This is a genomic window from Sphingopyxis flava (genome assembly GCF_900168005.1).
Classification (GTDB): domain Bacteria; phylum Pseudomonadota; class Alphaproteobacteria; order Sphingomonadales; family Sphingomonadaceae; genus Sphingopyxis; species Sphingopyxis flava.
Genome location: NZ_FUYP01000012.1, coordinates 1 through 21,010, shown reverse-complemented (window position 1 = coordinate 21,010; position 21,010 = coordinate 1). Strand labels below are relative to the sequence as shown.

Here is a 21,010-nt window from a genome sequence, read left to right as displayed (position 1 = left end):
GCTTCCGCACCATCGCAGCGGAGAAAGGTCATGGGCTGGAGCAACTGGTCAGGAAGCGTGACGGCCGCCGCGACGCTGGCGCGGCCGCGCGACGAGGGTGAACTCGCCGCGCTGGTCCGGGAAGCACGCAAGGTTCGCGCGGTCGGCGCAGGACACAGCTTCATGCCACTTTGCGAATCGGACGAACTGATCGTCGCGCTCGACGCGATGGAAGGGGAGATAGGGGTCGCCCCTGACCGCCGGACCGCGCGCATCCCGGCCGGCTGGAGCATCAAGCGTCTGACGGCGGCGCTCTGGGCCCAGGGGCTGGCGCTGGCCAACCAAGGCGACGTCAATCCGCAATCGCTCGCCGGGGCGATGGCGACGGGCACCCACGGAACCGGGGCCGATCTCGGCAGCCTTGCGACCTTTGCGCGCGGCTTTCGGCTGGTCGGCGCCGATGGCGAGATGCGCTGGTGCGACGCCGCGACCAACCCCGATCTGTATGAGGCGCAGCGCCTGTCGCTGGGCCTGTTCGGCATTGCGACCGAAATCGAAGCGGCAGTGGTGCCCGCCTTCCATCTCGCCGAACGGATCGAGAAGAGGCGCTGGGCGGAGGTGCGCGAAAGCTATGACGAACTCGCGGACCGGCATCGCCACATCGAATTCTGGTTCTTCCCCCATGCGGACATGGTGATCCTGAAGACGCTCACGCCCTGCGATCCCTGCGATCCGCCCGCGTCGACCGCCGACATGGAGGAAGCCGCCTTCCGCCGCGTCCTTGATGTCGCGGCGAAACTGCCCTTTCTGACTCCCTTTCTCCAGCGCGCGATGATGCGGACGCGCTTCGACGGCGGGCGCCGTGGCCCCGCGCATGCGATCTTCCCCTCGGACCGCACGATCCGTTTCGAGGAAATGGAATATGAACTGCCGCGCACCGCGGGGCTTGCCGCTCTGGACGAGGTGGTCGCGCGGATTCGCAAGGGGCGCCTGCCCGTGACCTTTCCCTTCGAATATCGCACCGTCGCGGCGGACGATATCTGGATGAGCCCGATGAATGCGGGGCCGGTCGCCGCAGTCTCGATGCACCAATATGCGAAGATGCCGTGGGCGGACCATTTCGCGGCCGCCGAAGCGATTTTTCGCGCCCACGGCGGTCGGCCGCACTGGGCAAAGCGCCACACGCTGGGCCGCGCCGACGTCGATGCGCTTTATCCGATGGCGGAGCAATACCGCGCGGTGCGCCGCGCCGCCGATCCCGCGGGCAAGTTTCTGAATCCTCATCTGGAGGTGCTGTTCTCATGATTGACGATCTCACCCTCCACGCGCATCTGATCGGCCGCCAAGGGTCGCGCGCCGATCTCAACACGCCGGTGCTTGTGCTCGACGTCGAAGCGCTCGACCGCAATATCGCGGCGATGGCGGCGCTTGCGGCGGCGAAGGGGGTTGGCCTGCGTCCCCACGCCAAGACACACAAGAGCGTCGATATTGCAAAGCGCCAGCTTGCCGCCGGTGCATTCGGGGTGTGCTGCGCAAAGATCGGCGAGGCCGAGGTCCTGGCGGACGGCGGCATCACGGGCATCCTCATCACCTCGCCGGTCGCCGCGCCGCGCGCGATCGAGCGCCTCGCCGCGCTCGCGGCGCGCGGCGAAGGGTTGATGGCGGTGGTCGATCACCCGGCGGTCGCCAAGCGCCTCGCGGCGGCGCTCGCCGCGACAGGCGCTACTCTGGACGTTGTAATCGATATCGATCCGGGGATTGCACGCACCGGTGTCGCCTCGGCGGAACAGGCGGTAGAATTGGCGCGCACGGTCAGGGGGCTTCCTGCACTTCGCTACCGGGGCGTCCAATTTTATTGCGGGTCGCAGCAACATATCGAGGATTATGCCGAGCGCCGCGCCGCGATCGTCGAGCGAACCGATTATCTGGCATCGGTCATCGCCGGGCTCACCGATGCGGGCTTTACCCCCGCTATCGTCACCGGATCGGGCACCGGTACCCACCGCATCGACCTCGACCTCGGCGTCTTCACCGAGCTGCAGGCGGGCTCCTATGTCTTTATGGACAAACAATATAACGACTGCGATCTGACCGGCGACGGCAGCCGGCCGTTCGAGACCTCGCTCGGCGTCGACGCGCGCGTGGTCAGCGCAAATCATTCGGGGCTGGTCACCATCGACGCAGGCTTCAAGTCGCTGTCGACCGACGGCGGGCTAGCGGTGGTGCGACGCGGCGCGCCCGAAGACGCTTTCTTCGCCTTCATGGGTGACGAGCATGCGGCGCTGATCGCGCCCGACATCGGCACCCTGCTCGCGGCGGGCGATCCGGTAACGCTGACCGTCCCGCACTGCGACCCGACGGTCAATCTCTACGACCATTATCATGTGGTCGCGGGTGATACGCTGGTCGACATCTGGCCGGTCAGCGCGCGCGGCCGCGCACGATGAAGCCGCCCCCCAAACAGGCGCGCGCCGCTGCCACGCGCGAGCGGCTGCTCGACGTTGCGGGAGAATTGCTCGCCGAGGTCGGGATCGAGCGCATCTCGACGAACCTCATCGCGGCGCGCGCGGGAGTCAGCCCGCCGGCGCTCTATCGCTATTTCGCCGACAAATATGCGGTACTCGAAGCGCTCGGACGGCGGCTGATGGCGCGCCAGAACGCCGTGCTCGACGAGTGGGTCGAGCGGCATGCTGCGGGGGGGATTGCCGCGATGGCCGGGCATATCGGCGATCTGCTGGCCGATACCGCCGCGGTGACGCGCGCCGAGCCGGGCGCAGTCTGGATATTGCGCGCGCTGCATGCAACGCCGGCGCTCGCGCATGTCCGCCTCGAATCGCACCGGAGCGTCACTGATTGCCTCGCCGCTGCCTGCGCCCCCTTTCTGCCCGGCGTCGCCCCCGAGGTCCTGTGGCGCCGCCTGCGCCTTGCCGTCGAGATCGGCTTCGCGGCCGACGAAATGCTCTACGAGGAAACGCGCATCGCACCCGACGCAGCGCTCGCCGACGTCGCGGCGATGCTGGATGCCGCGCTCACCGATCTCGACGCGCCGCGCTGAGCCGCCCACCGCAACCATGCTTCCCTTTCGGCCATGCAGGCTTTAGAGGCGGAACCCTATGGTCGCCGACGCCTCTTCCCATTTCCGCTACCGTCTACGCCGCGACAGCAATGCCGCGATGGCCTGGCTGCGCGATATGTGGACGCGCCGCTGGTTCCGCTTGCTCGGCTGGCTGGCGCTCGCCGGGCTGCTCGCGTTCATCCTCATCTGGATCATCTTCGCGCGCAACCTGCCCTCGGTCGACCAGCTTCGCGACTATGAGCCGCCCCTGCCGACGATGGTCCGCGACGGCGAGGGCAAGCCGGTGCACAGCTATGCGCGCGAGCGCCGGGTTCAGCTCGAATATAGTGAATATCCGCAGCTCCTCGTCCGCGCCTTCCTCGCCGCAGAGGATCGCACCTTCTTCGAGCATGGCGGTATTGACTATCCGGGCATTGCGACCGCGATCATCACCAACCTCAAAAATGACGGCCGCCCCATCGGCGCGTCGACGATCACCCAGCAGGTCGCGAAGAATCTGCTGCTGACCAACGAGGTCAGCTACACGCGCAAGATCCGCGAGGCGATCCTCGCCACGCGCATCGAGGCGGCGCTGACCAAGGAGCAGATCCTCGAGCTCTATCTCAACGAGATTCCGCTCGGACGGCGCAGCTTCGGCGTCCAGGCGGCGAGCCGCGCCTATTTCGACAAGGACGTCGATCAGCTGGCGCTGCACGAAATGGCCTTCCTCGCCATTCTGCCCAAGGCGCCCGAAACCTATGGACGCGCCCGCAACGCGGCGAGGGCGCTGGCGCGGCGCAATTTCGTACTCGGCGAAATGGCCCGCAACGGCTGGATCACCCCCGTGCAGCGTGACGCTGCAGAGGCAATGCCGCTCGGCCTGACCGAGACGGGCAACCGCGCGGTCGCGCAGGTTGGCGGATATTATATGGAAGAGGTAAGGCGCCAGCTGATCGACCAGTTCGGCGAAACCGCCGAGGACGGGCCGCACAGCGTCTATGCAGGCGGCCTCTGGGTGCGCACAGCCTATGATGACAAGATGCAGCAGGCCACCGCGAAAGCGCTTCGCGCCGGACTGATCCGCTACGATGCTGGCAAGGGTTGGTCGGGGCCGATCGCGACGATCGAGGCCGACGCGCAGTGGCAGAGCCGGCTCGCCTCGAGTTTCGTCGGGATCAGCTATGATAATTGGCGCATCGCCGCGGTGCTTTCCAAGACCGGCAGCGAAGCACGTCTCGGATTTTCGGACGGCACGACCGGGCGGCTGCCCGCCAGCGCTGCGCAAATGGCCTATCGCAAGCGCGGGACAAGCGCCTTTGTGGCGATGAAACCCGGTGACCTGATCGCTGTCAAGGCGACCTCGCCCGGCGTCTATGCGTTGCGCAACATTCCCGAGGTGTCGGGCGGCATGGTCGTGGAAAGCCCGCATTCGGGTCGCATTTATGCGATGCAGGGCGGTTTCGATGTCCGGCTTTCGCCATTCAACCGCGCAACGCAGGCCGAGCGCCAGCCAGGATCGACCATCAAGCCCTTCGTCTATGCGACCGCGCTCGACAATGGCATGACCCCCGCGACGATGATCGTCGACGGGCCATTCTGCGTCTATCAGGGCGCGAACCTCGGAAACAAATGCTTCCGCAACTATGGCGGGGCGGGCGGGGCGGGCCAGCACACGATGCGCTGGGGGCTCGAGCAGTCGCGCAACCTGATGACCGTCCGCACCGCAAGCCAGGTCGGAATGGAGCCGATTGTCGAGACGATCAAGACGATGGGCATCGGCACGCACGAACCCTATCTCTCGACTGCGCTCGGTGCCGGTACGACGACAGTCGAAAAGCTGGTGAACGCCTATGCGATGCTTGCCAATCACGGCCGCGCGCTGAAGCCGCGGGTAATCGACTATGTCCAGGACCGCCGCGGCAAGGTGATCTTTCCGCGCGACTGGCGCCCGTGCGAGGGCTGTAACCAGAAAGACTGGGACGGCCGACCGATGCCCCGTTTTGCGCCGTCGGGCAAGCAGCTGATGGATCCGATGACCGCTTATCAGGTCGTCCACATGCTCGAAGGCGTCATACAGCGCGGAACGGCGCAGCGCCTTCGCGACCTCGGTGTTCCCCTGTTCGGCAAGACGGGGACGACTACGGGGCCGAAGGATGTCTGGTTCATGGGCGGCACCGCCGATGTGGTCGCGGGCCTCTATCTCGGCTTTGACCAGCCGCGCAACATGGGCGGCTATGCGCAGGGCGGCAGCCTCGCCGCGCCCGTGTTCAAGGATTTTTTCCTCGAAGCGTTGGCCGACCGTCAGCCGGTGCCCTTCACCGCGCCCAAGGGTATCCGCATGGTTCGTATCGACCGTCAATCGGGTCGCCGTGTCTATGGTAGCTGGCCGGGGAGCGACCCCAAGGCGGCGATTATCTGGGAAGCGTTCAAGCCCGAAAGCGAACCCCGGCGGACAATTCGCGAAGAGGAAATCAAGCCGTCGAAACCCGCCCCGCGACAGGACGCACCGGTGGAGCAGAGCAGCGGGCGGCGCAGCGACAGCGACTTCCTCGACGATCGCGGCGGAATCATCTGACGGCTTGTCACCGGCGCCCGAGCCTCTATGGCCGGGACCCATTGAATTCAGGAGCAAGAACATGCGCGCCGAAGCGCAGGATCATATCGATACGATCAACGCCGCGCTGGCATTGCTGCGCCGATTCCTCGACTGGGACCGCGCCGTGCGCCGGCTCGACGAGCTAAATGCAAAGGTCGAGGACCCGACGCTGTGGGACAGCCCCAAGGCGGCGCAGGAGGTCATGCGCGAACGCCGCCGGCTCGATGAGGCGATCAATGCGACGCGCGCTATCGAGAAGGAGCGCGACGACACGGTCGAGTTGATCGAACTCGCCGAGATGGAGGGCGACGAGGCGCTGATCGACGATGCTGTCGCCAGCCTCGCTGCTCTCGCGCAGCGCGCCGAACAGGACAAGATCAAGGCGCTGCTCGCAGGCGAGGCGGACGGCAACGACTGCTATATCGAAATCCACGCGGGCGCCGGTGGCACCGAAAGCCAGGACTGGGCCGAAATGCTGCAGCGCATGTATATGCGCTGGGCCGAAAAGCGCGGGATGAAGGTCGAACTCGTCGAATATCAGGCGGGCGAGCAGGCGGGCATCAAGTCGGCGACAATGCTGATAAAGGGCGAAAGCGCTTATGGCTATGCCAAGACCGAGAGCGGTGTGCACCGCCTCGTGCGCATTTCGCCTTACGACAGCTCGGCGCGCCGTCATACCAGCTTCTCGTCGGTCTGGGTCTATCCGGTGATCGACGACGATATCCAGATCGACATCAACGAGAGCGATCTCAAGATCGATACCTACCGCGCCTCGGGCGCGGGCGGCCAGCACGTGAACACGACCGACTCAGCCGTGCGTATCACGCACATTCCGACCGGCATTGTCGTTGCCAGCCAGAATGACCGTTCGCAGCACAAGAACCGTGCCACCGCGATGAACATGCTCAAGGCGCGGATGTACGAGGCCGAGCTTCAGAAACGCGAGGCCGAGGCGAGCGGCGAATATCAGGCGAAGACCGAGATAGGTTGGGGCCACCAGATCCGCTCCTACGTCCTCCAGCCATATCAGCTGGTGAAGGATTTGCGCACCGGGGTGACCTCGACTGCTCCCGGCGACGTCCTTGATGGCGCGCTCGATGCCTTCATGGCAGCGGCGCTGTCACAAAAGGTGACGGGCGAAAAGGTCGAGGTGGAGGACATCGACTGATGCAGCCCCGCGCGGCCTTGCTCGCCGCACTGGCGCTTGCACCGTTGCTCGGCGGCTGCGATGCGCCCTGGCAGGACGATGGTGACCGCATCGAAACCGCGCGCGATTTCCCGCCCGCCGACCGTCCGGTCGCGCCGATCACCTCGACCAAATGGTCGACCGAAGAGGCGCGCGACCGGGTCAACGAAGCCGATGACGTCATGGATTTGGCCGACGTCCGCCCCGGCATGACCGTTGCCGACATCGGCGCGGGCGACGGCTATTACACCGTCCGCCTTGCAGGCCGGGTCGGAGCCGATGGGCGCGTGCTCGCGCAGGACATCCAGCCCGAGGTGATTGAGCGACTCGCCGATCGCGTCGCTCGCGAACGGCTCGACAATGTCTCGCTGAAACTCGGCGCGGTCGACGATCCGCGGCTTCCCGCGAACAGCTTCGACCGCGTGTTCATGGTGCATATGTATCACGAGATCGGCGAACCCTATGCCTTTCTCTGGCGACTGCGACCTGCCCTGCGTCAGGGAGGGCAGGTGATCGTTGTCGATGGCGACCGCCCGATTGCGCAGCACGGGACACCGTTTCGCCTGCTCGTCTGCGAGTTCCAGGCGGTGGGCTACAAATTGCTTTCCTATAACGACAAGCAGACCGCAGGGGGTTATCTCGCGCGCTTCGTGCCCACGGGCAAGCGCCCCGATCCTGCAGCGATCAGCGTCTGCAAGAATCCCTAATAGGCGATAAGCCGGTCGTCCGGCCCGACGCCTGCAAGAAAGCCGACGAGCCCGCCGGCGCGTATGTGTGATCCCAAGTCGCCCGCCGTAAGGCCAGCGAGCGTCATGCCCGATTGGCAGGCGATCATGGCGACATCCATCGCCGCGGCTTCAGCGATCATCTGCGCAAGGTCGGGCTGGCCCGCCGCGACGCGCGCCGCGTCGCCCGCAAATTCGACCGGCGCGCAAAGCAACGCGACCGCCTCGCCCTGCATGAAGAGCCGCACGGGCTGGCCTAGCGCTGCCGCCGCCATCGCGGTCTCGAGTGCCGCATAGAGGCGCGATCCGTCGGCGCTCGCTACGATCAGGTTCAACCTTGGCATATCGGGCACCCAGGGTCCGCAGGCACGGCGACTTCGCGCCAGCGCCGCTCCAACATGTCGATGATTGCGAGCCGGCCGCTGAGTGGACGACCCCACCCGGTAAGAGCACGCACCGCCTCGAGCGCCGCGGTCGTGCCGATCATCCCCGGCAGCGCGCCCATCACGCCCGTCTCGGCGCAATTGATCCCCTCGCGGTTCGGGTCATTGCCGACGAGGCACGCGTAGCAGGGGCTTTCGGCGCGCCAGCCCTCGTAAAGCGCAACCTGCCCCTCGAACGCCCCGATCGCAGCCGAGAGCAGCGGTATCTGGAGTGCGACCGAGGCACGATTCACGGCCAGCCGGGTCGCAAAATTGTCGCAGCCGTCGAGGATCAGCCGGGCGTCTGCCAGCAGCGCTTCGGCATTGCCCGCGTCGAGCCGCTCCACGCGCGGGATGGCTTCGACGTGAGGGTTGATGCGCCTAGCAACCCGCGCTGCAACCTCGGCCTTGGGCGCCCCGATGTCGGCGTCGGCGAACAGCGGCTGGCGATGGAGGTTCGACAGTTCGACGTCATCATGGTCGATGATCGTCAGCCGGCCAGTCCCTGCGGCTGCCAGATAAGCGATCGCCGGACAGCCGATTCCGCCCGCGCCGATCACCGCGACATGCGCTGTCTTCAGCTTCGTCTGTCCCGCACCGCCGAACTGCGGGAGGATGATCTGGCGCGCATAGCGGTCGAGTTCGGCATCCGACAGCAAGGGTCAGGGTCGCCGCAGTTTCATCGTCGCCAAGGATCCGACGCCTTCCGGGGCGCTGTCCTCGGCTTCGGCCGCTGCGGTGGCGACGCCGGTCGAGCCGAATCCGCCTGCGCCGCGCGCGGTGGCGTCGAGCGCCCCGACCTCGGTGAAGGCCGCGCGCTGGACCGGGGCGGGCACCAGCTGCGCGATACGGTCGCCGCGCCGAATCTCGAAATTATCTCCGGAAAGGTTGGCGAGAATCACCTTCACCTCTCCGCGATAGTCGCTGTCGATGGTTCCCGGCGTATTGAGGCAGGTGATGCCATGTTTGAGAGCCAGTCCCGAGCGAGGGCGCACCTGGACCTCGTAGCCTGGGGGGATTGCCATCGCAAAGCCGGTCGCGACCGCGTGGCGTGTGCCGGGACGCAGCGTCAGCGTTTCGGCTGCAACCACGTCCATCCCCGCCGCGCCTTCCGAGGCATAGGCGGGCAGCGGCAGGCCGCCGCCGTTGGGCAGGCGCTGGATCTGGATCTCAATCGGAATCAGCGGGTGAACATTTGTCGAGCTCATCGGCGATCTTTTCCATCAATTTGCGGGCGACGGCCTGTTTGGGCAGTCGGTCCCAACTGTCCACACCGTCCTTGCTGACAATGTGGACACGGTTGGTTTCGCCGCCCATCGGGTCGGCGGAAACATCGTTGGCGACAATCCAGTCGCACCCCTTTCTGGCAAGCTTCGCCTGGGCGTGATCGATCACGTCGTTGGTCTCCGCGGCGAAGCCGATCAGCAGCGGCGGGCGCTTGGCGCTCCTCGCGAGCCCGGCGAGGATGTCGGGATTTTCGGCGAGCGCGAGCGGCGGGACATGCCCGCTGCCGTCCTTCTTGATTTTCTTTGCGCGCGTGTCGGCGGCGCGCCAGTCGGCGACGGCGGCAACCATGATCGCGGCATCGGCGGGCAGGGCCGCCTCGACCTCTGCGGCCATCTCGACGGCGGTTTCGACGTCGATACGGACGACGCCGGGCGGGGTGGGCAGCGGCACCGGCCCTGCGACGAGAAGCACCTCGGCCCCTGCTTCAGCGGCGGCCGCGGCGATCGCAAAACCCTGCTTCCCGCTCGACCGGTTGGCGATGTAACGCACCGGGTCGATCGGCTCGTGCGTGGGACCAGCGGTGACCAGAAGGCGGCGGCCATAGAGCGGGCGGTGGTTCGCGGGTGCGAAATCGGGCTGGCCGGTCAGCGGAACCGCGGCGGGAGCGCGAGCGAGCGCGTCGTCGATCGCCTGCTTGATCGCCTCGGGCTCGGGAAGGCGGCCCGGGCCATATTCGCCGCACGCCATCTCGCCCTCGTCGGGCTCCATCACCGTCACCCCGTCGCCGCGCAGCGTGACGACGTTGCGCTGTGTCGCCGGGTGGAGCCACATGCGGACATTCATCGCGGGCGCCGCGAGCACGGGCTTGTCGGTGGCGAGCAGCAGCGTCGTCGCCAGATCGTCGGCGATGCCCGCCGCCATCTTGGCGAGCAGGTCGGCCGTCGCGGGTGCGACGACGACCAGATCGGCCTCGCGGGAAAGCTGGATATGCCCCATCTCGACCTCGTCCTTGAGGTCGAACAGGCTGGTGTAGACCTTGTTCTCGCTGAGCGCCGCGAGGGTCAGCGGCGTCACAAACTGCTCGCCCGCGCGCGTCAGGACGCAGCGCACGGTCATCCCCGCCTTGCGGAGCAGGCGGACGAGTTCGATGCTCTTGTAGGCCGCGATGCCGCCCCCGATGATGAGCAATATGCGTTTGGCCGCCATCGTCACACTCCCGTCAGCAGCATGTCGACTGCGTTCAATATGTCATAGCGCCGGTCGCCCAGCGACGCGACGCGGGCGCCCAATTCCCGTGTGTCGACGGCCGACGCCAACTGTGTTGCCATGATATGATGCTCACCTTCGATCTCGAAGACCGGATGGAGGCGGGACAGCTTTTGTGCCGACTGCGCCGGAACCAGCGGCACGACAAGGCGCGTGTCGAAATGTCCCAGCAGGTCGCTCTGGCAGTCGAGCAGCAGCGCCCTCCCGTCGCGACTTCGGTGGACGTCGAACTGCGCCATCAAAACAGCCGATATTTGGCGAGCGGCAGTCCATGTTCGCGCGTGTAAGCGTTCCAGCTTTCGATGGCGGCGCGATTCTCTTCCTTCCATGCCGCCTCGCGCGCTTTCTTCACCTCGGCGGCCAGGCCGGTCTGGCAGGCTTCGCTGACGTTGATGCCCAGCCTCTTGGCTTCTTCAACCAATTCGGCGTTCAGCGACACGTTGGTCGGCCTTTTAGGCCCCTCGAATCGCGCAGGACGGTTCATCACCCATTCTCCTTGCGCATTAGATATGCGCATCGAACTTGGTCTTCAACCCAACCAGTGAATCAGCCCTGCGCCCGCAGCCGCGCCGATCAGCGCTGTCAGCGCATAGCGCCACCAGACGTGCTTCTCGCCCGGCTCCCACATCAGCGGAATGTCGGGGAGCGGCGGGGCGGGAGGGGCGGCGCCCTGACGCGGCAATTGCGCATCGAGGCGGCGGATGATGTCGGGGATCAGCGCCAGCGTCCTGCCCTGTTCGCGAAGGCCGTCGGCAAGCGCGGCTTCGGGGCCGAGCTCGTCGCGGATCCACGCGCTGACGAACGGTCCCGAGACGTCCCACATGTTGATCGCGGGATTGAGCATCGTCGCTACGCCCTCGACCATCACCATCGTCTTCTGGAGCAGCAGCAGATGCGGCTGCGTCTGCATGTCGAAATCGCGCGTGATGGCAAAGAGACCGTCGAGCATCTGCCCGACGCTGAGCTCGCTCACGGGCTTGCCGCGCATCGGCTCGCCCACTGCGCGGAGCGCCGTCGCGAACTCCTCGACGCTGTGATAGTCGGGCACATATTGCGCCTCGAAATGAATCTCGGCGACCCGCCGGTAATTGCCCGTAGTCAGGCCATAGAGAATCTCGGCGAGCCAATAGCGTGCCTGCCGGTTTATCCGCCCCATGATGCCGAAATCGACCGCAGCGATCGTCCCGTCGGCCTTCACGAACAAATTGCCCTGATGCATGTCGGCGTGGAAAAAGCCCTCGGCAATCGCCTGCCGCAAAAATGCATGGACGAGGTTTGCGGCGAGCGCTTCCATGTCGTGCCCGGCGGCAAGGAGCTGATCGCGGTGCGAGATTTTGATGCCGTCGATCCAGTCGAGCGTCATCACGCGGCTGTTCGTTCGGTCCCAGTCGATCGCGGGCACTTCATAGGTGGGCACGCCAGTCATCGCGTCGGCGAGTTCGGATGCCGACGCCGCCTCGCGCCGCAGATCGAGTTCGCGTAGTGTCCAGCGTCGGAAATTGGCGATCACCTGCCGCGGACGGAGCCGGCTTGCCTCGCCGCCGAGGGCCTCAAGATGCGCCGCCGCCCATTCATAAGTTTCAATGTCACGGGCGAACTGCTTGTCGATGCCGGGGCGGCGCACCTTCACCGCGACTTTTCGCCCATCGGTCGTTACCCCGCGGTGGACCTGCGCGATCGAAGCCGATCCCACGGGGTCAGGGTCGAATTCGGCATAGAGGCTTTCGAGCGGTGCTTCGAAGCTTGCCTCGACCTCCTGCCGTATGCGCTCGAAGGCGACGGGGGGCAGCGCGTCCTGCAAGGTCAACAGGTTGCGCGCGGCTTCCTCGCCGACGAGATCGGGGCGCGTTGCGAGCGTCTGCCCCAGCTTGACCGCCGCGGGTCCGATCGCCTGAAAGGCCGCGGCATAATCGGGCACCTTCGGCTGGATCGTCCCCAGCCGCGCGATCCGGCAGAGCCGCTTGACCCCTGGCGGGGTCTGCGGGGCCGTTTCGATGCCGCGCAGCGCTCCGTGGCGCGCAAGAATGCGGCCCCAGCGCAACAGGCGGACGATATGCGTGAGCGGACGGGTCAAGCCTTCCACCCGCTGTGAATGGCAACCAGCCCGCCCAGAATCGGTTCGAACTTCACCGCGCTGAACCCCGCCTCGCGGATCATCTGCGCGAAGGCAGGCATCGGCGGAAAGCGGCGAATCGATTCGATAAGATAGCGATAACTGTCCTCGTCCTGCGCGATCAATTTGCCGAGCTTGGGCACCAGATGGTGCGAATAGACGTCATAAACCTGCGCAAAGCCCGGCCATTCATTGGTCGAAAATTCGAGGCAGAAGAAGCGCCCGCCATAGCGGAGCACGCGGTGTGCGTCGGCGAGTGCGGCCGGGATGTCGGTGACATTGCGGATGCCGAAGGCTATTGTATAGGCGTCGAAAAACTGGTCGGGAAAGCTCAGCTTCTCGGCATTCTGCTCGGACCAGACGAGGCTGGTGATGCCGCGTTCGGCCGCGCGCTCCATCCCGACGCCCAGCATGTCGGGGTTGATGTCGGCGACCGTGATGCTCGCCCCCGATGGCTCCATGCGAAAGGCTATGTCGCCCGTACCCCCCGCCATGTCGAGGATCGCCTCTCCGGCGCGCGGTTTTACGCGGCGCACGAAGCGATCCTTCCATAGCCGGTGCATGCCCCCCGACATCGCGTCGTTCATGATGTCATATTTGCGCGCGACGCGGCTGAATACTTCGCCGACCATCGCGGTCTTGGCGGTGGCAGGAACCTCTTCATAGCCGAAGCTGACGGTATCGGGCGTAGCCATGTGTCGCGCCTTTGCGAGGGGGAGTGCGGAAGTGCTGCAGCGCCTTTAGCTGGGCCTTGCCGCCCGCGCAAATGGCGCGTAGCGCCGCAGACCTGATGCCCGAACTCCCCGAAGTCGAAACGACCGTCCGCGGCCTGGCACCCTTTCTCGAAGGGCAGCAGCTTGTGACCGTCACAACCTTCCGTCCCGACCTTCGCCGGCCCTTTCCAGCCGATCTTGCGCAGCGGCTGACCGGCGCGACCGTGACGGCGCTGTCGCGCCGTGCCAAATACGGCATCGTCTCGACCGACCGCGACGATCATATGATTTTCCACCTCGGCATGTCGGGCCGCTGGCGCACCGAGGGCGGCGCGGCGGGAAAACATGACCATTTGCTGATCGAAACCGCGGGCGGCCATCGGCTCTTCCTCCATGACCCGCGCCGCTTCGGCTCGGTCGATCTCGTCACGGGCGACCCGCTGGCGCACTTCCCGGCCTTTGTGACGCTCGGTCCCGAACCGCTGTCCGATGATTTCGACGCTGCATATCTCGCGCGTCTGCTTTCGGGGCGCCGCGCGCCGATCAAGGCAATGCTGCTTGACCAGACGGTCGTGGCCGGGCTGGGCAACATCTATGTCTGCGAGGCGCTCAACATGGCGCGCATCTCGCCGCTGCAGCCCGCCGCCGAGGTGCCCAAGGCGAGGCTCACGGCGCTCGCGCCCGCGATCAAGGCGGTGCTGGCGGCCGCCATTGCGGCTGGGGGGTCGACCTTGCGCGATTTCCTCAGTCCCGAAGGCGACCTTGGCTATTTTGCGAAGGAGTGGCGCGTCTATGGGCGCGAAGGCGAGGCCTGCGAATGCGGGGGGACGATCGCGCGCATCGTCCAGAGCGGGCGCTCGACCTTCTATTGCCCCAAATGCCAGCCTTGATGGGGCCGAAAAGCATTGACCCGCTCCCGCTTCGTGGCTATGGGCGCACCCTTCGAGCAGGGTCCGGTCATCCGGAACCGGCCGCATCCGGACATTGATTCGCCGCCCGCGCGCGATTCGGCTGCTCCGCATTCGGCTGTGCTCCGACCGTTGAACCGATTGGATTTTTGAGGAACTTATGGCCAATACGCCGCAGGCAAAGAAGCGCATCCGTCGCAACACGGCGCGCACGATCGTCAACAAGAACCGCGTCTCGCGCATCCGCACGCTGGTGAAGAAGGTCGAAGCCGCCGTCGCCGCGGGCGACAAGGATGCCGCCGCGGCGGCGTTGAAGGCGGCTCAGCCCGAGATGGCGCGCGGCGTCGCCAAGGGTGTGCTTCACAAGAACACCGTCGCGCGCAAATATTCGCGCCTGACGAAGAGCGTCAACGCGATCGCCTGATTCGGCTTTCGCTGCGCATCAAATTCAAAGACCCGCCGGGTGCTCTCGGCGGGTCTTTTTTTGTCCGTCGAAAACTCGCGTCTGTTGCAGCGCGGTAAGTGACGGATTCATCACGATTCGTTCAGGCGTCAGATTTGCATCATCTTTAAACCACTGAAAATATAGCAATAATTGCCTCATACTCGCATTTCCGAGGGGTACTGCGAGTCAAGAATTTTATTTCAGATATTTTACGCGTCGCGGCCTTGATCCCGTCTCCCACTCCTGCCTAGACAAGGGGGTCGTTGGCCTTCGCCGACGGCCGCCACATGAACATGATTCGACTCCTTCGGGCTTGTCCCGCTTGGGACGCTTGCGCTTGCCGCGGGCGGAGGATCGGCGCGTGGGGTGGCTGGGCGTGGGGGCGACGGGGGACCGAAGGGGGCGGCGCAAGCGATGGAAAGCAGGAGCAGACATGACGGTCATGCGGGACACAGGGCGATGAGCGGCGATGCCGCAACGCTCTGGCCGCGGGTCGCCGAAGGGCTGCGCCGCGACCTCGGCGTCCGCACGTTCGATCATTGGCTAAAGCCCGTGCGCTTTGCCGATTATTGTTCACTCTCGGGCGTGGTGACGCTCGAAACCCCGAGCCGCTTTTCGGCAAACTGGATCAACGAGCGATTCGGTGACCGGCTGGAACTTGCATGGCGGCATCATCTGCCTGCAGTGCGCTCGGTGCTTGTTCGCGCCGGGACTGCTTTCCCGGAGCGCAGCGCGGCGGCGCTGACGCCCCCGCCATCTTTGCCCGGCCTCCAGCCGCCAGCGGCGTTGACGCCGGCAGCTGCCTCACCCTTTGATGTCCGTCTGAGCTTCGACCGCTTCGTCGTCGCGCGCTCGAACATCCTTGCTGCCAATGCCGCCCGCCGCATGGCGATGGCTGAGGTGCCGCAGTTCAATCCGCTCTATCTTTGCTCCGGAACCGGACAAGGCAAGACGCACCTTCTGCACGCGATTGCGCAAAGCTATGCTGCGATCGACCCTGGGGCGACAATCATTCTGATGTCGGCGGAAAAGTTCATGCTCGAGTTTGTCGGCGCGATGCGCGGCGGCGACATGATGGCGTTCAAGGCGCGGCTGCGCGCAGCCGATCTGCTGCTGCTCGATGATCTCCAGTTCGTGATCGGGAAGAATTCGACGCAGGAGGAATTGCTCCATACGATCGACGATCTGATGACCGCGGGCAAACGTCTCGTCGTCACCGCAGACCGCCCGCCGGCGATGCTCGACGGCGTCGAGGCGCGACTGCTGTCGCGCCTGTCAGGCGGACTTGTCGCGGATATCGAGGCGCCCGAGGATGACCTTCGCGAACGCATCATCCGCCAGCGGCTCGCGGCGATGCCCATGGTCGACGTGCCCGACGATGTCATCGCGTATCTGGTCAAGCACTTCACGCGCAATATCCGCGAGCTCGAGGGCGCGCTCAACAAGTTGCTCGCCTATGCGGCCCTCACCGGAGCGCGCGTCGACCTGACGCTCGCCGAGGACCGGCTCGCCGAGAATGTGCGCAGCGCGCGCCCGCGCATCACGATCGACGAGATTCAGCGCGCGGTTTGTGCCCATTATCGGCTCGACAAGGCCGAAATGGCTTCGAAGCGCCGTGTCCGCGCGGTCGCTCGGCCCCGGCAGGTCGCCATGTATCTGGCGAAGGAGCTGACGCCGCGCTCCTATCCGGAAATCGGGCGTCGCTTTGGCGGGCGCGACCATTCGACGGTGATCCACGCCGTGCGCACCGTTGAGGCGCTGCGCCTCACCGACAGCGAACTCGACGCCGAAATCGCGGCTATCCGGCGCAGCCTGAACAGCTGATCTTGAGGGGGCAGGGGGGTCCCGCCACGGTCAATCATCCGGGGTTCCGGCATGCTTGACATGAAAATGCCCGCCTTCGGTGTGGAAGGCGGGCTTTTTCGATCTGACGCCGATCGCGGGTCAACCCTTTTCGGGCGGCGCCACCGTGATGCGGACCTTCTCGCCTGAATTGCCGGGAAAGTCGGTGAACATCGCCTGGATCAGGTTGGGGACGATGTCGACAAGGTCATTGTCGCGCGACTGTGCTTCGGCGCGGCCCTCGAACAGGCGATAGCCGTCCGAAGCGCGGTCGATGCGCAGATTGAGGTCGCTTGTATAGACGGTGTAGCTCGACACGTCGTTATAGCCCCAGCCGGGCCCGAAACCGCCCCACAGGAAGGGGTCGTAGTAGCCGGCGACATAGCGGCGGCCGTGACGCCCGCGTACGATGACCGGACGATAGAAGCCGCGGCCGTACCAGCCGCCGTACCAGGGGTCGCGAAAGCCCGGCGCGGACACCACGCGCTCGCGGCCCTTGTCGATCCCATAATCCATATGGACGACGAGATCCGCCTTTTCACCCGGCGCGGCAGGGCGATAACCGTAGCGGGTCAGTTCGCCAGCGACGAGATTGGCATATTGGCCGAATTCGATCCCGCCCTCGAGGGCGGGGTTGCTCGCCTCGACGGTGAAGCTCTGGCCCTGCGGGGCCGGAAGCTGCGTCTGGAAGCGCGCGACGTCGGCCTTGAACGGTGTCGCGCAGCCGGCGAGCGCCAATGCGGCGCCGGTCATGGCGGCGAGGCCAAGGCGCCTGAGGGTGATCTTGCTCATTGTCATGCTCCGTGATTCGGTACGCGAACTTTCCCGCGCTTTATACCATGACTAAATCAATGCGACTTAACCTTGGTTGAACCCGGTTCGTCGCAGCTTTGTTCCGGACCAGTTCCGGTTCAGCGGTCGGTCAACGGCACAGGCCCAACACCGCATAGGTGGCGTCGAGCGTCGGCCTTGCAAGAGCGCGTGCTTTTTCGGCACCCTTGTCGAGAATGGCATCAAGCAGCTGATGGTCATCCTTGAGCGCCACGAAACGCGCATTGATTGGCGCTAGCTTCTCGACCAGCAGTTCGCCGAGCGCCGGCTTGAACGCGCCAAAGCCCTGACCTGCGAAATCGGCAAGCACTGCATCGACGCTCATATCGGCGAGCGCGGCATAGATGCCCACGAGGTTGCGCGCCTCTGCCCGTCCTTCGAGCCGCGCGGCTTCAGACGGGAGTACGTCGGGGTCGGTGCGCGCCTTCCTCACCTTCTGTATCATCGTGTCGGCGTCGTCGGTGAGGTTGATCCGACTCATGTCGGAGGGATCGGACTTCGACATTTTCGCCGATCCGTCGCGCAGGCTCATGATTCGCGCCGCCCCCGGCGGGATGATCGCCTCGGGAAGCGTGAAAACCGGAGCCTCGGGGCTCGCATAGTCATTGTTGAACTTCTGCGCGATGTCACGCGCAAGCTCGAGATGCTGCTTCTGATCCTCGCCCACCGGGACGTGCGTCGCTTGATAGAGCAGTACGTCGGCCGCCTGCAGCACCGGATAGGTATAAAGTGCCGCCGATGCACTCTCGCGTTTCTTGCCCGACTTGTCCTTGAACTGGGTCATCCGATTGAGCCAACCCAGGCGCGCGGTGCCGTTCAGGAGCCATTGCATTTCGGCATGCGCGGGAACGCGCGCCTGGTTGAACAGAGTCGACCGGTCGGGGTCGATCCCGCACGCAACGAGCGCGGCGGTCATCGCGCGCGTGTTAGCGGTCAACTCGGCGGGCACGTGCGGCATCGAGATCGCGTGGAGATCGGCGAGGAAAAAGAGGCATTCACCGCCTTGCGCGGCGGCATCGTCCTGCATTCGCACCCAGTTGCGGATCGCACCCAGATAATTGCCAAGGTGCAAATTCCCGGTGGGCTGGATGCCCGAAACGATCCGCATGCTCTACTCCTGTGTCGGCGCCGCTCTGTCGCGAGCGCGCCGCCGCGTCAGCATGGCGAGAAGATCCTTGTCAAGCGCGCCAACGAGGAAAGCGGCGGTAAAGAAGGCCGCGCCGCCAGCAGCGACAAGCGCGGTGAGCGACCAGGCGCGCTCGAACGCCGAACCACCATAATGGTCCGCAAACATGGGCATCATCCACCAGAGCAGCGCTCCCATCATTGCCACCGCAACAAGTTGGCGGACGATGCGCCCCGCGAGCCGCGCGGTGAAGTGGAACCAGCCGCGCCGGTGAAGGATGATGTAGAGGAGCAGGCAGTTGACGCTCGCCGACGCTGCCGTCGCCCCGGCAAGCCCCACAATTCCGTAGCGCTCGACGACATAGAGGTTGATCGCGATGTTGATGATCAGCGACGCGAGGGCGGTCCAGACCGGCGTCCGCGTATCTTCGCGCGCAAAGAAGCCGGGATTCAATATTTTGACGATCACATAGGCCGGAAGTCCTGCGACGAGTGCGACGACGATATTTGCCATGATCGCGCCGTCGGCCGCCGTGAATTTCCCGCCGACGAAGAAAGCAGCGGTGAAGGCGGGCGCGCAGATTGCCAGCGCCGTCGCCGCGGGCAGCGTCAGCAGGGTCGCCATCTCGAACGCGTTGCTTTGCAATCGCTGCGCCTCTGCGGCGTCGCCCGCATGAATATGCCGCGACAGCATCGGCAGGATCGCGGTGCCGAGCGCGATGCCCACGATGCCAAGCGGCATCTGGTTTAGCCGGTCGGCGAGTTTGAGCAGCGTTAGCGACCCCTGCGGCAGCGAGGTGGCGAAGAAGGTGTCAACAAACTGGCTGATCTGATAGATTCCGGCGCCGAAGGTCGCTGGCAGGATCAACATTCCGAGCTTGCGCACCTCGGGGGTGAGGCGCGGCAGCCGCCAATGAAGCCGGAGCCCGGCGCGGCGGACCGCCCAGAGCAGATAGGCAAGCTGCGCTACCCCGGCGAGACTGACCGACACTGCCAGGGCAATCGCCACGATGCGGTCGTTGTCGCTGTCGCCGCGCAGCCACCACCCCGTGATGATGCCGGAAATCAGAAGCACGTTGAGTAGAACCGGGGCAAAGGCGCCGGGGGCGAAGCGCGAGCGCGCGTTGAGAAGCCCGGATAGCATGGCAACGAGGCTGATCAGCCCCAGATAGGGAAAGGTCACCCGGCTCAGGAACACGGCAAGATCGAATTTGCCCGGCACATCCTGAAAGTCGCGCGCGAGCAGCCACACGAGTCCTGGCATGATGACCATCATGACCGCTGAAAAGGCCAGCAATACCCATAGAAATACGGCGAGTACATCGTCAGCAAAGCGAGCTGCCGCGGCCTCGCCGCTTTCCTCGTCCGGCGCGCCGTGAAGCGCGCGGCTGTACATGGGGACGAAAGCGACCGAGAAGGCACCCTCGGCGAACAGGCGGCGAAAGGTGTTGGGAAGGGTGAAGGCGAGCTGGAAGGCATCCGCCGCCAATCCGGCACCGAGCACGCGTGCGAGCAGCATGTCGCGCACGAAGCCGAATATCCGACTGACCAGGGTCAGCCCGCCGATCGTCCCGACGCTCTTGACCAGGCTGCTCATAACGCGGCGGTTATGCGGCGCCAATGCAAGGGGGCAGAGCATTTCGTCATCGCACGCCCTTCGCTTTCGTCGTGGGCTCTCAGGCTAAATGGCGCAATGCCGGTCAGGGCGGCGTCGAGCCGCTCTGGATTGCCGCGGACCCGGCGCCCTCGCAAGGACGATGAGGGCAATGGGGCTCAAGCCTCGCCGACGGGCGCGGGGATCTCGCCCGGACCCTCACCTTGTTGCGCCTGCACCTGCTGCATGAACAGGCCGTGGAAGTCGATCGGCTCAAGGAGCAGCGGCGGGTAGCCGCCGTCGCGCACAGCGTCGGCGACCACGCGGCGCGCGAACGGGAAAAGGATGCGCGGCGCTTCGGCAAGGAAGAAGGGTTGGAGCTGGTCATCGGGCACGTTGCGGACGCCGAACAGGCCGGCATATTTGAGCTCGATGACGAAGAGTGCGCCTTCGTCGGCCTTCGAGGTCACATCGATCTTGAGCGCGACCTCAAAAAGATTCTCGCCGACTCCTTCTGCGCTAATGTTGAACTGGACATCTATCTGCGGCGTCGACTGCCACTGATAAGCTGCAGGTGCGTTCGGATTCTCGAACGACAGATCCTTCACATATTGCGAGATCAGGCCGATAGCCGGGCTGTTGTCTTCCCCGTTGCTGAGAGTTTCGGGCTTGAACTCGGTGGTGGTTTCGTCGGCCATGAACTGCACTTTCGCTGGAATCTTGAGGGATGGGAGCCGCGCCGACGAGGCAGCGCGCGCGCATTGCGGGCGCGCTTAGCAGCCGCTTGCGGCCAGCACAATGGGGGCTGCCCGCCCCGCAGGGCAATCGCTTCAGGTTAACAAACTGGGGTGGCGTTTGAAGTGCCGAGCTGATTCAGGGTGCTCCAGCTAGTCATCTGGAACTGAAGTAAGCATCATTGTATATGCTCTCATCGGACATTTGGGAGCGTTTCATGATGGCGGGTAGACAGGCGGATTTGGTCG

The 21,010-nt window shown here is 65.2% G+C and carries 20 protein-coding genes and 1 pseudogene; 9 read left to right on the top strand and 12 right to left on the bottom strand.

Going from position 1 to position 21,010, the window contains the following annotated elements; all coding sequences use genetic code 11:
- Positions 1-30 precede the first annotated feature (30 nt).
- From B5X69_RS11160 to B5X69_RS11135, 6 genes are all read left to right on the top strand, one after another.
- A complete protein-coding gene (locus tag B5X69_RS11160; protein ID WP_079638788.1) occupies positions 31-1,284 on the top strand; it encodes a D-arabinono-1,4-lactone oxidase in 1,254 nt (417 codons plus the stop codon).
- Positions 1,281-2,426, top strand: coding sequence for a DSD1 family PLP-dependent enzyme (locus B5X69_RS11155; RefSeq protein WP_176141577.1), 1,146 nt, complete (start codon positions 1,281-1,283; stop codon positions 2,424-2,426). The genes B5X69_RS11160 and B5X69_RS11155 overlap by 4 nt, the downstream gene beginning before the upstream one ends.
- Positions 2,423-3,034 (top strand): TetR/AcrR family transcriptional regulator, encoded by a 612-nt coding sequence (locus B5X69_RS11150; RefSeq protein WP_079638787.1) that lies wholly within the window; start codon positions 2,423-2,425, stop codon positions 3,032-3,034. The genes B5X69_RS11155 and B5X69_RS11150 overlap by 4 nt, the downstream gene beginning before the upstream one ends.
- A 58-nt stretch (positions 3,035-3,092) precedes the next feature.
- Positions 3,093-5,609, top strand: a complete 2,517-nt coding sequence (locus B5X69_RS11145) for a penicillin-binding protein 1A (RefSeq protein ID WP_079638786.1) — start codon at positions 3,093-3,095, stop codon at positions 5,607-5,609.
- 61 nt (positions 5,610-5,670) lie between these two features.
- Positions 5,671-6,798: a peptide chain release factor 2 gene (gene prfB, locus B5X69_RS11140; RefSeq protein WP_079638785.1), complete on the top strand. Its 1,128-nt coding sequence runs from the start codon at positions 5,671-5,673 to the stop codon at positions 6,796-6,798.
- Positions 6,798-7,523, top strand: a complete 726-nt coding sequence (locus B5X69_RS11135) for a class I SAM-dependent methyltransferase (protein WP_079638784.1) — start codon at positions 6,798-6,800, stop codon at positions 7,521-7,523. Before prfB ends, B5X69_RS11135 begins: the two co-directional genes overlap by 1 nt.
- Here the strand turns inward: B5X69_RS11135 and B5X69_RS11130 are convergent.
- The 8 genes and pseudogenes from B5X69_RS11130 to B5X69_RS11095 form a co-directional block, all read right to left on the bottom strand.
- Positions 7,520-7,885: a DsrE family protein gene (locus tag B5X69_RS11130; protein WP_079638783.1), complete on the bottom strand. Its 366-nt coding sequence runs from the start codon at positions 7,883-7,885 to the stop codon at positions 7,520-7,522. The two genes, B5X69_RS11135 and B5X69_RS11130, sit on opposite strands and share 4 nt — an antisense overlap.
- Positions 7,873-8,622 carry a HesA/MoeB/ThiF family protein gene (locus B5X69_RS11125; RefSeq protein WP_079638782.1) on the bottom strand — a complete coding sequence of 250 codons (750 nt, stop codon included), beginning with the start codon at positions 8,620-8,622 and terminating at the stop codon, positions 7,873-7,875. The genes B5X69_RS11130 and B5X69_RS11125 overlap by 13 nt, the downstream gene beginning before the upstream one ends.
- A gap of 87 nt (positions 8,623-8,709) precedes the next feature.
- Positions 8,710-9,171: pseudogene (gene dut, locus B5X69_RS11120) on the bottom strand (dUTP diphosphatase); the annotation flags it as partial.
- On the bottom strand, positions 9,134-10,396 hold the full coding sequence (gene coaBC / locus B5X69_RS11115; RefSeq protein ID WP_079638780.1) for a bifunctional phosphopantothenoylcysteine decarboxylase/phosphopantothenate--cysteine ligase CoaBC: 1,263 nt from the start codon (positions 10,394-10,396) through the stop codon (positions 9,134-9,136). The gene coaBC and the pseudogene dut, both read right to left, overlap by 38 nt.
- A 2-nt stretch (positions 10,397-10,398) precedes the next feature.
- Positions 10,399-10,695: a CcdB family protein gene (locus B5X69_RS11110; RefSeq protein WP_079638779.1), complete on the bottom strand. Its 297-nt coding sequence runs from the start codon at positions 10,693-10,695 to the stop codon at positions 10,399-10,401.
- Entirely contained in the window at positions 10,695-10,940 is a 246-nt protein-coding gene (locus B5X69_RS11105; RefSeq protein ID WP_079638778.1) for a type II toxin-antitoxin system CcdA family antitoxin, read from the bottom strand. Before B5X69_RS11105 ends, B5X69_RS11110 begins: the two co-directional genes overlap by 1 nt.
- 45 nt (positions 10,941-10,985) lie before the next feature.
- On the bottom strand, positions 10,986-12,530 hold the full coding sequence (ubiB, locus tag B5X69_RS11100; RefSeq protein WP_079638865.1) for a 2-polyprenylphenol 6-hydroxylase: 1,545 nt from the start codon (positions 12,528-12,530) through the stop codon (positions 10,986-10,988).
- The gene (locus B5X69_RS11095) at positions 12,527-13,264 is read right to left on the bottom strand and encodes a class I SAM-dependent methyltransferase (protein ID WP_079638777.1); all 738 of its coding nucleotides are present in this window, start codon (positions 13,262-13,264) and stop codon (positions 12,527-12,529) included. The genes ubiB and B5X69_RS11095 overlap by 4 nt, the downstream gene beginning before the upstream one ends.
- A 95-nt stretch (positions 13,265-13,359) precedes the next feature.
- Here B5X69_RS11095 and mutM point away from each other — a divergent pair, with 95 nt between their 5' ends.
- The 3 genes from mutM to dnaA all read left to right on the top strand — a co-directional run bounded on the left by mutM (position 13,360) and on the right by dnaA (position 16,459).
- On the top strand, positions 13,360-14,172 hold the full coding sequence (mutM, locus tag B5X69_RS11090) for a bifunctional DNA-formamidopyrimidine glycosylase/DNA-(apurinic or apyrimidinic site) lyase (RefSeq protein WP_079638864.1): 813 nt from the start codon (positions 13,360-13,362) through the stop codon (positions 14,170-14,172).
- Positions 14,173-14,350: 178 nt separating this feature from the next.
- Positions 14,351-14,614 (top strand): 30S ribosomal protein S20, encoded by a 264-nt coding sequence (gene rpsT / locus B5X69_RS11085; protein ID WP_053555971.1) that lies wholly within the window; start codon positions 14,351-14,353, stop codon positions 14,612-14,614.
- Positions 14,615-15,094: 480 nt separating this feature from the next.
- Positions 15,095-16,459, top strand: a complete 1,365-nt coding sequence (gene dnaA / locus B5X69_RS11080) for a chromosomal replication initiator protein DnaA (protein WP_217699113.1) — start codon at positions 15,095-15,097, stop codon at positions 16,457-16,459.
- Positions 16,460-16,579: 120 nt separating this feature from the next.
- Here the strand turns inward: dnaA and B5X69_RS11075 are convergent, their stop codons facing one another.
- From B5X69_RS11075 to secB, 4 genes are all read right to left on the bottom strand, one after another.
- Entirely contained in the window at positions 16,580-17,275 is a 696-nt protein-coding gene (locus B5X69_RS11075) for a DUF4136 domain-containing protein (RefSeq protein WP_176141575.1), read from the bottom strand.
- A 124-nt stretch (positions 17,276-17,399) separates the two neighbouring features.
- Complete coding sequence (gene trpS, locus B5X69_RS11070; protein ID WP_079638774.1) at positions 17,400-18,416, bottom strand: tryptophan--tRNA ligase; 1,017 nt, start codon at positions 18,414-18,416, stop codon at positions 17,400-17,402.
- Positions 18,417-18,419: 3 nt separating this feature from the next.
- The gene (murJ, locus tag B5X69_RS11065) at positions 18,420-20,030 is read right to left on the bottom strand and encodes a murein biosynthesis integral membrane protein MurJ (protein ID WP_079638773.1); all 1,611 of its coding nucleotides are present in this window, start codon (positions 20,028-20,030) and stop codon (positions 18,420-18,422) included.
- A 176-nt stretch (positions 20,031-20,206) separates the two neighbouring features.
- On the bottom strand, positions 20,207-20,725 hold the full coding sequence (secB, locus tag B5X69_RS11060; RefSeq protein ID WP_079638772.1) for a protein-export chaperone SecB: 519 nt from the start codon (positions 20,723-20,725) through the stop codon (positions 20,207-20,209).
- Between the last annotated feature and the right edge of the window lie 285 nt (positions 20,726-21,010).

Coding starts and splice junctions, on each gene's coding strand:
- mutM (WP_079638864.1), top strand. CDS start 13,360: ATGCCCGAACTCCCCGAAGTCGAAACGACCGTCCGCGGCCTGGCACCC.
- B5X69_RS11130 (WP_079638783.1), bottom strand. CDS start 7,885: ATGCCAAGGTTGAACCTGATCGTAGCGAGCGCCGACGGATCGCGCCTC.
- dnaA (WP_217699113.1), top strand. CDS start 15,095: ATGAGCGGCGATGCCGCAACGCTCTGGCCGCGGGTCGCCGAAGGGCTG.
- coaBC (WP_079638780.1), bottom strand. CDS start 10,396: ATGGCGGCCAAACGCATATTGCTCATCATCGGGGGCGGCATCGCGGCC.
- B5X69_RS11095 (WP_079638777.1), bottom strand. CDS start 13,264: ATGGCTACGCCCGATACCGTCAGCTTCGGCTATGAAGAGGTTCCTGCC.
- B5X69_RS11110 (WP_079638779.1), bottom strand. CDS start 10,695: ATGGCGCAGTTCGACGTCCACCGAAGTCGCGACGGGAGGGCGCTGCTG.
- B5X69_RS11075 (WP_176141575.1), bottom strand. CDS start 17,275: ATGACAATGAGCAAGATCACCCTCAGGCGCCTTGGCCTCGCCGCCATG.
- B5X69_RS11160 (WP_079638788.1), top strand. CDS start 31: ATGGGCTGGAGCAACTGGTCAGGAAGCGTGACGGCCGCCGCGACGCTG.
- B5X69_RS11145 (WP_079638786.1), top strand. CDS start 3,093: ATGGTCGCCGACGCCTCTTCCCATTTCCGCTACCGTCTACGCCGCGAC.
- B5X69_RS11155 (WP_176141577.1), top strand. CDS start 1,281: ATGATTGACGATCTCACCCTCCACGCGCATCTGATCGGCCGCCAAGGG.
- trpS (WP_079638774.1), bottom strand. CDS start 18,416: ATGCGGATCGTTTCGGGCATCCAGCCCACCGGGAATTTGCACCTTGGC.
- secB (WP_079638772.1), bottom strand. CDS start 20,725: ATGGCCGACGAAACCACCACCGAGTTCAAGCCCGAAACTCTCAGCAAC.
- murJ (WP_079638773.1), bottom strand. CDS start 20,030: ATGAGCAGCCTGGTCAAGAGCGTCGGGACGATCGGCGGGCTGACCCTG.
- prfB (WP_079638785.1), top strand. CDS start 5,671: ATGCGCGCCGAAGCGCAGGATCATATCGATACGATCAACGCCGCGCTG.
- rpsT (WP_053555971.1), top strand. CDS start 14,351: ATGGCCAATACGCCGCAGGCAAAGAAGCGCATCCGTCGCAACACGGCG.
- B5X69_RS11135 (WP_079638784.1), top strand. CDS start 6,798: ATGCAGCCCCGCGCGGCCTTGCTCGCCGCACTGGCGCTTGCACCGTTG.
- B5X69_RS11150 (WP_079638787.1), top strand. CDS start 2,423: ATGAAGCCGCCCCCCAAACAGGCGCGCGCCGCTGCCACGCGCGAGCGG.
- B5X69_RS11105 (WP_079638778.1), bottom strand. CDS start 10,940: ATGAACCGTCCTGCGCGATTCGAGGGGCCTAAAAGGCCGACCAACGTG.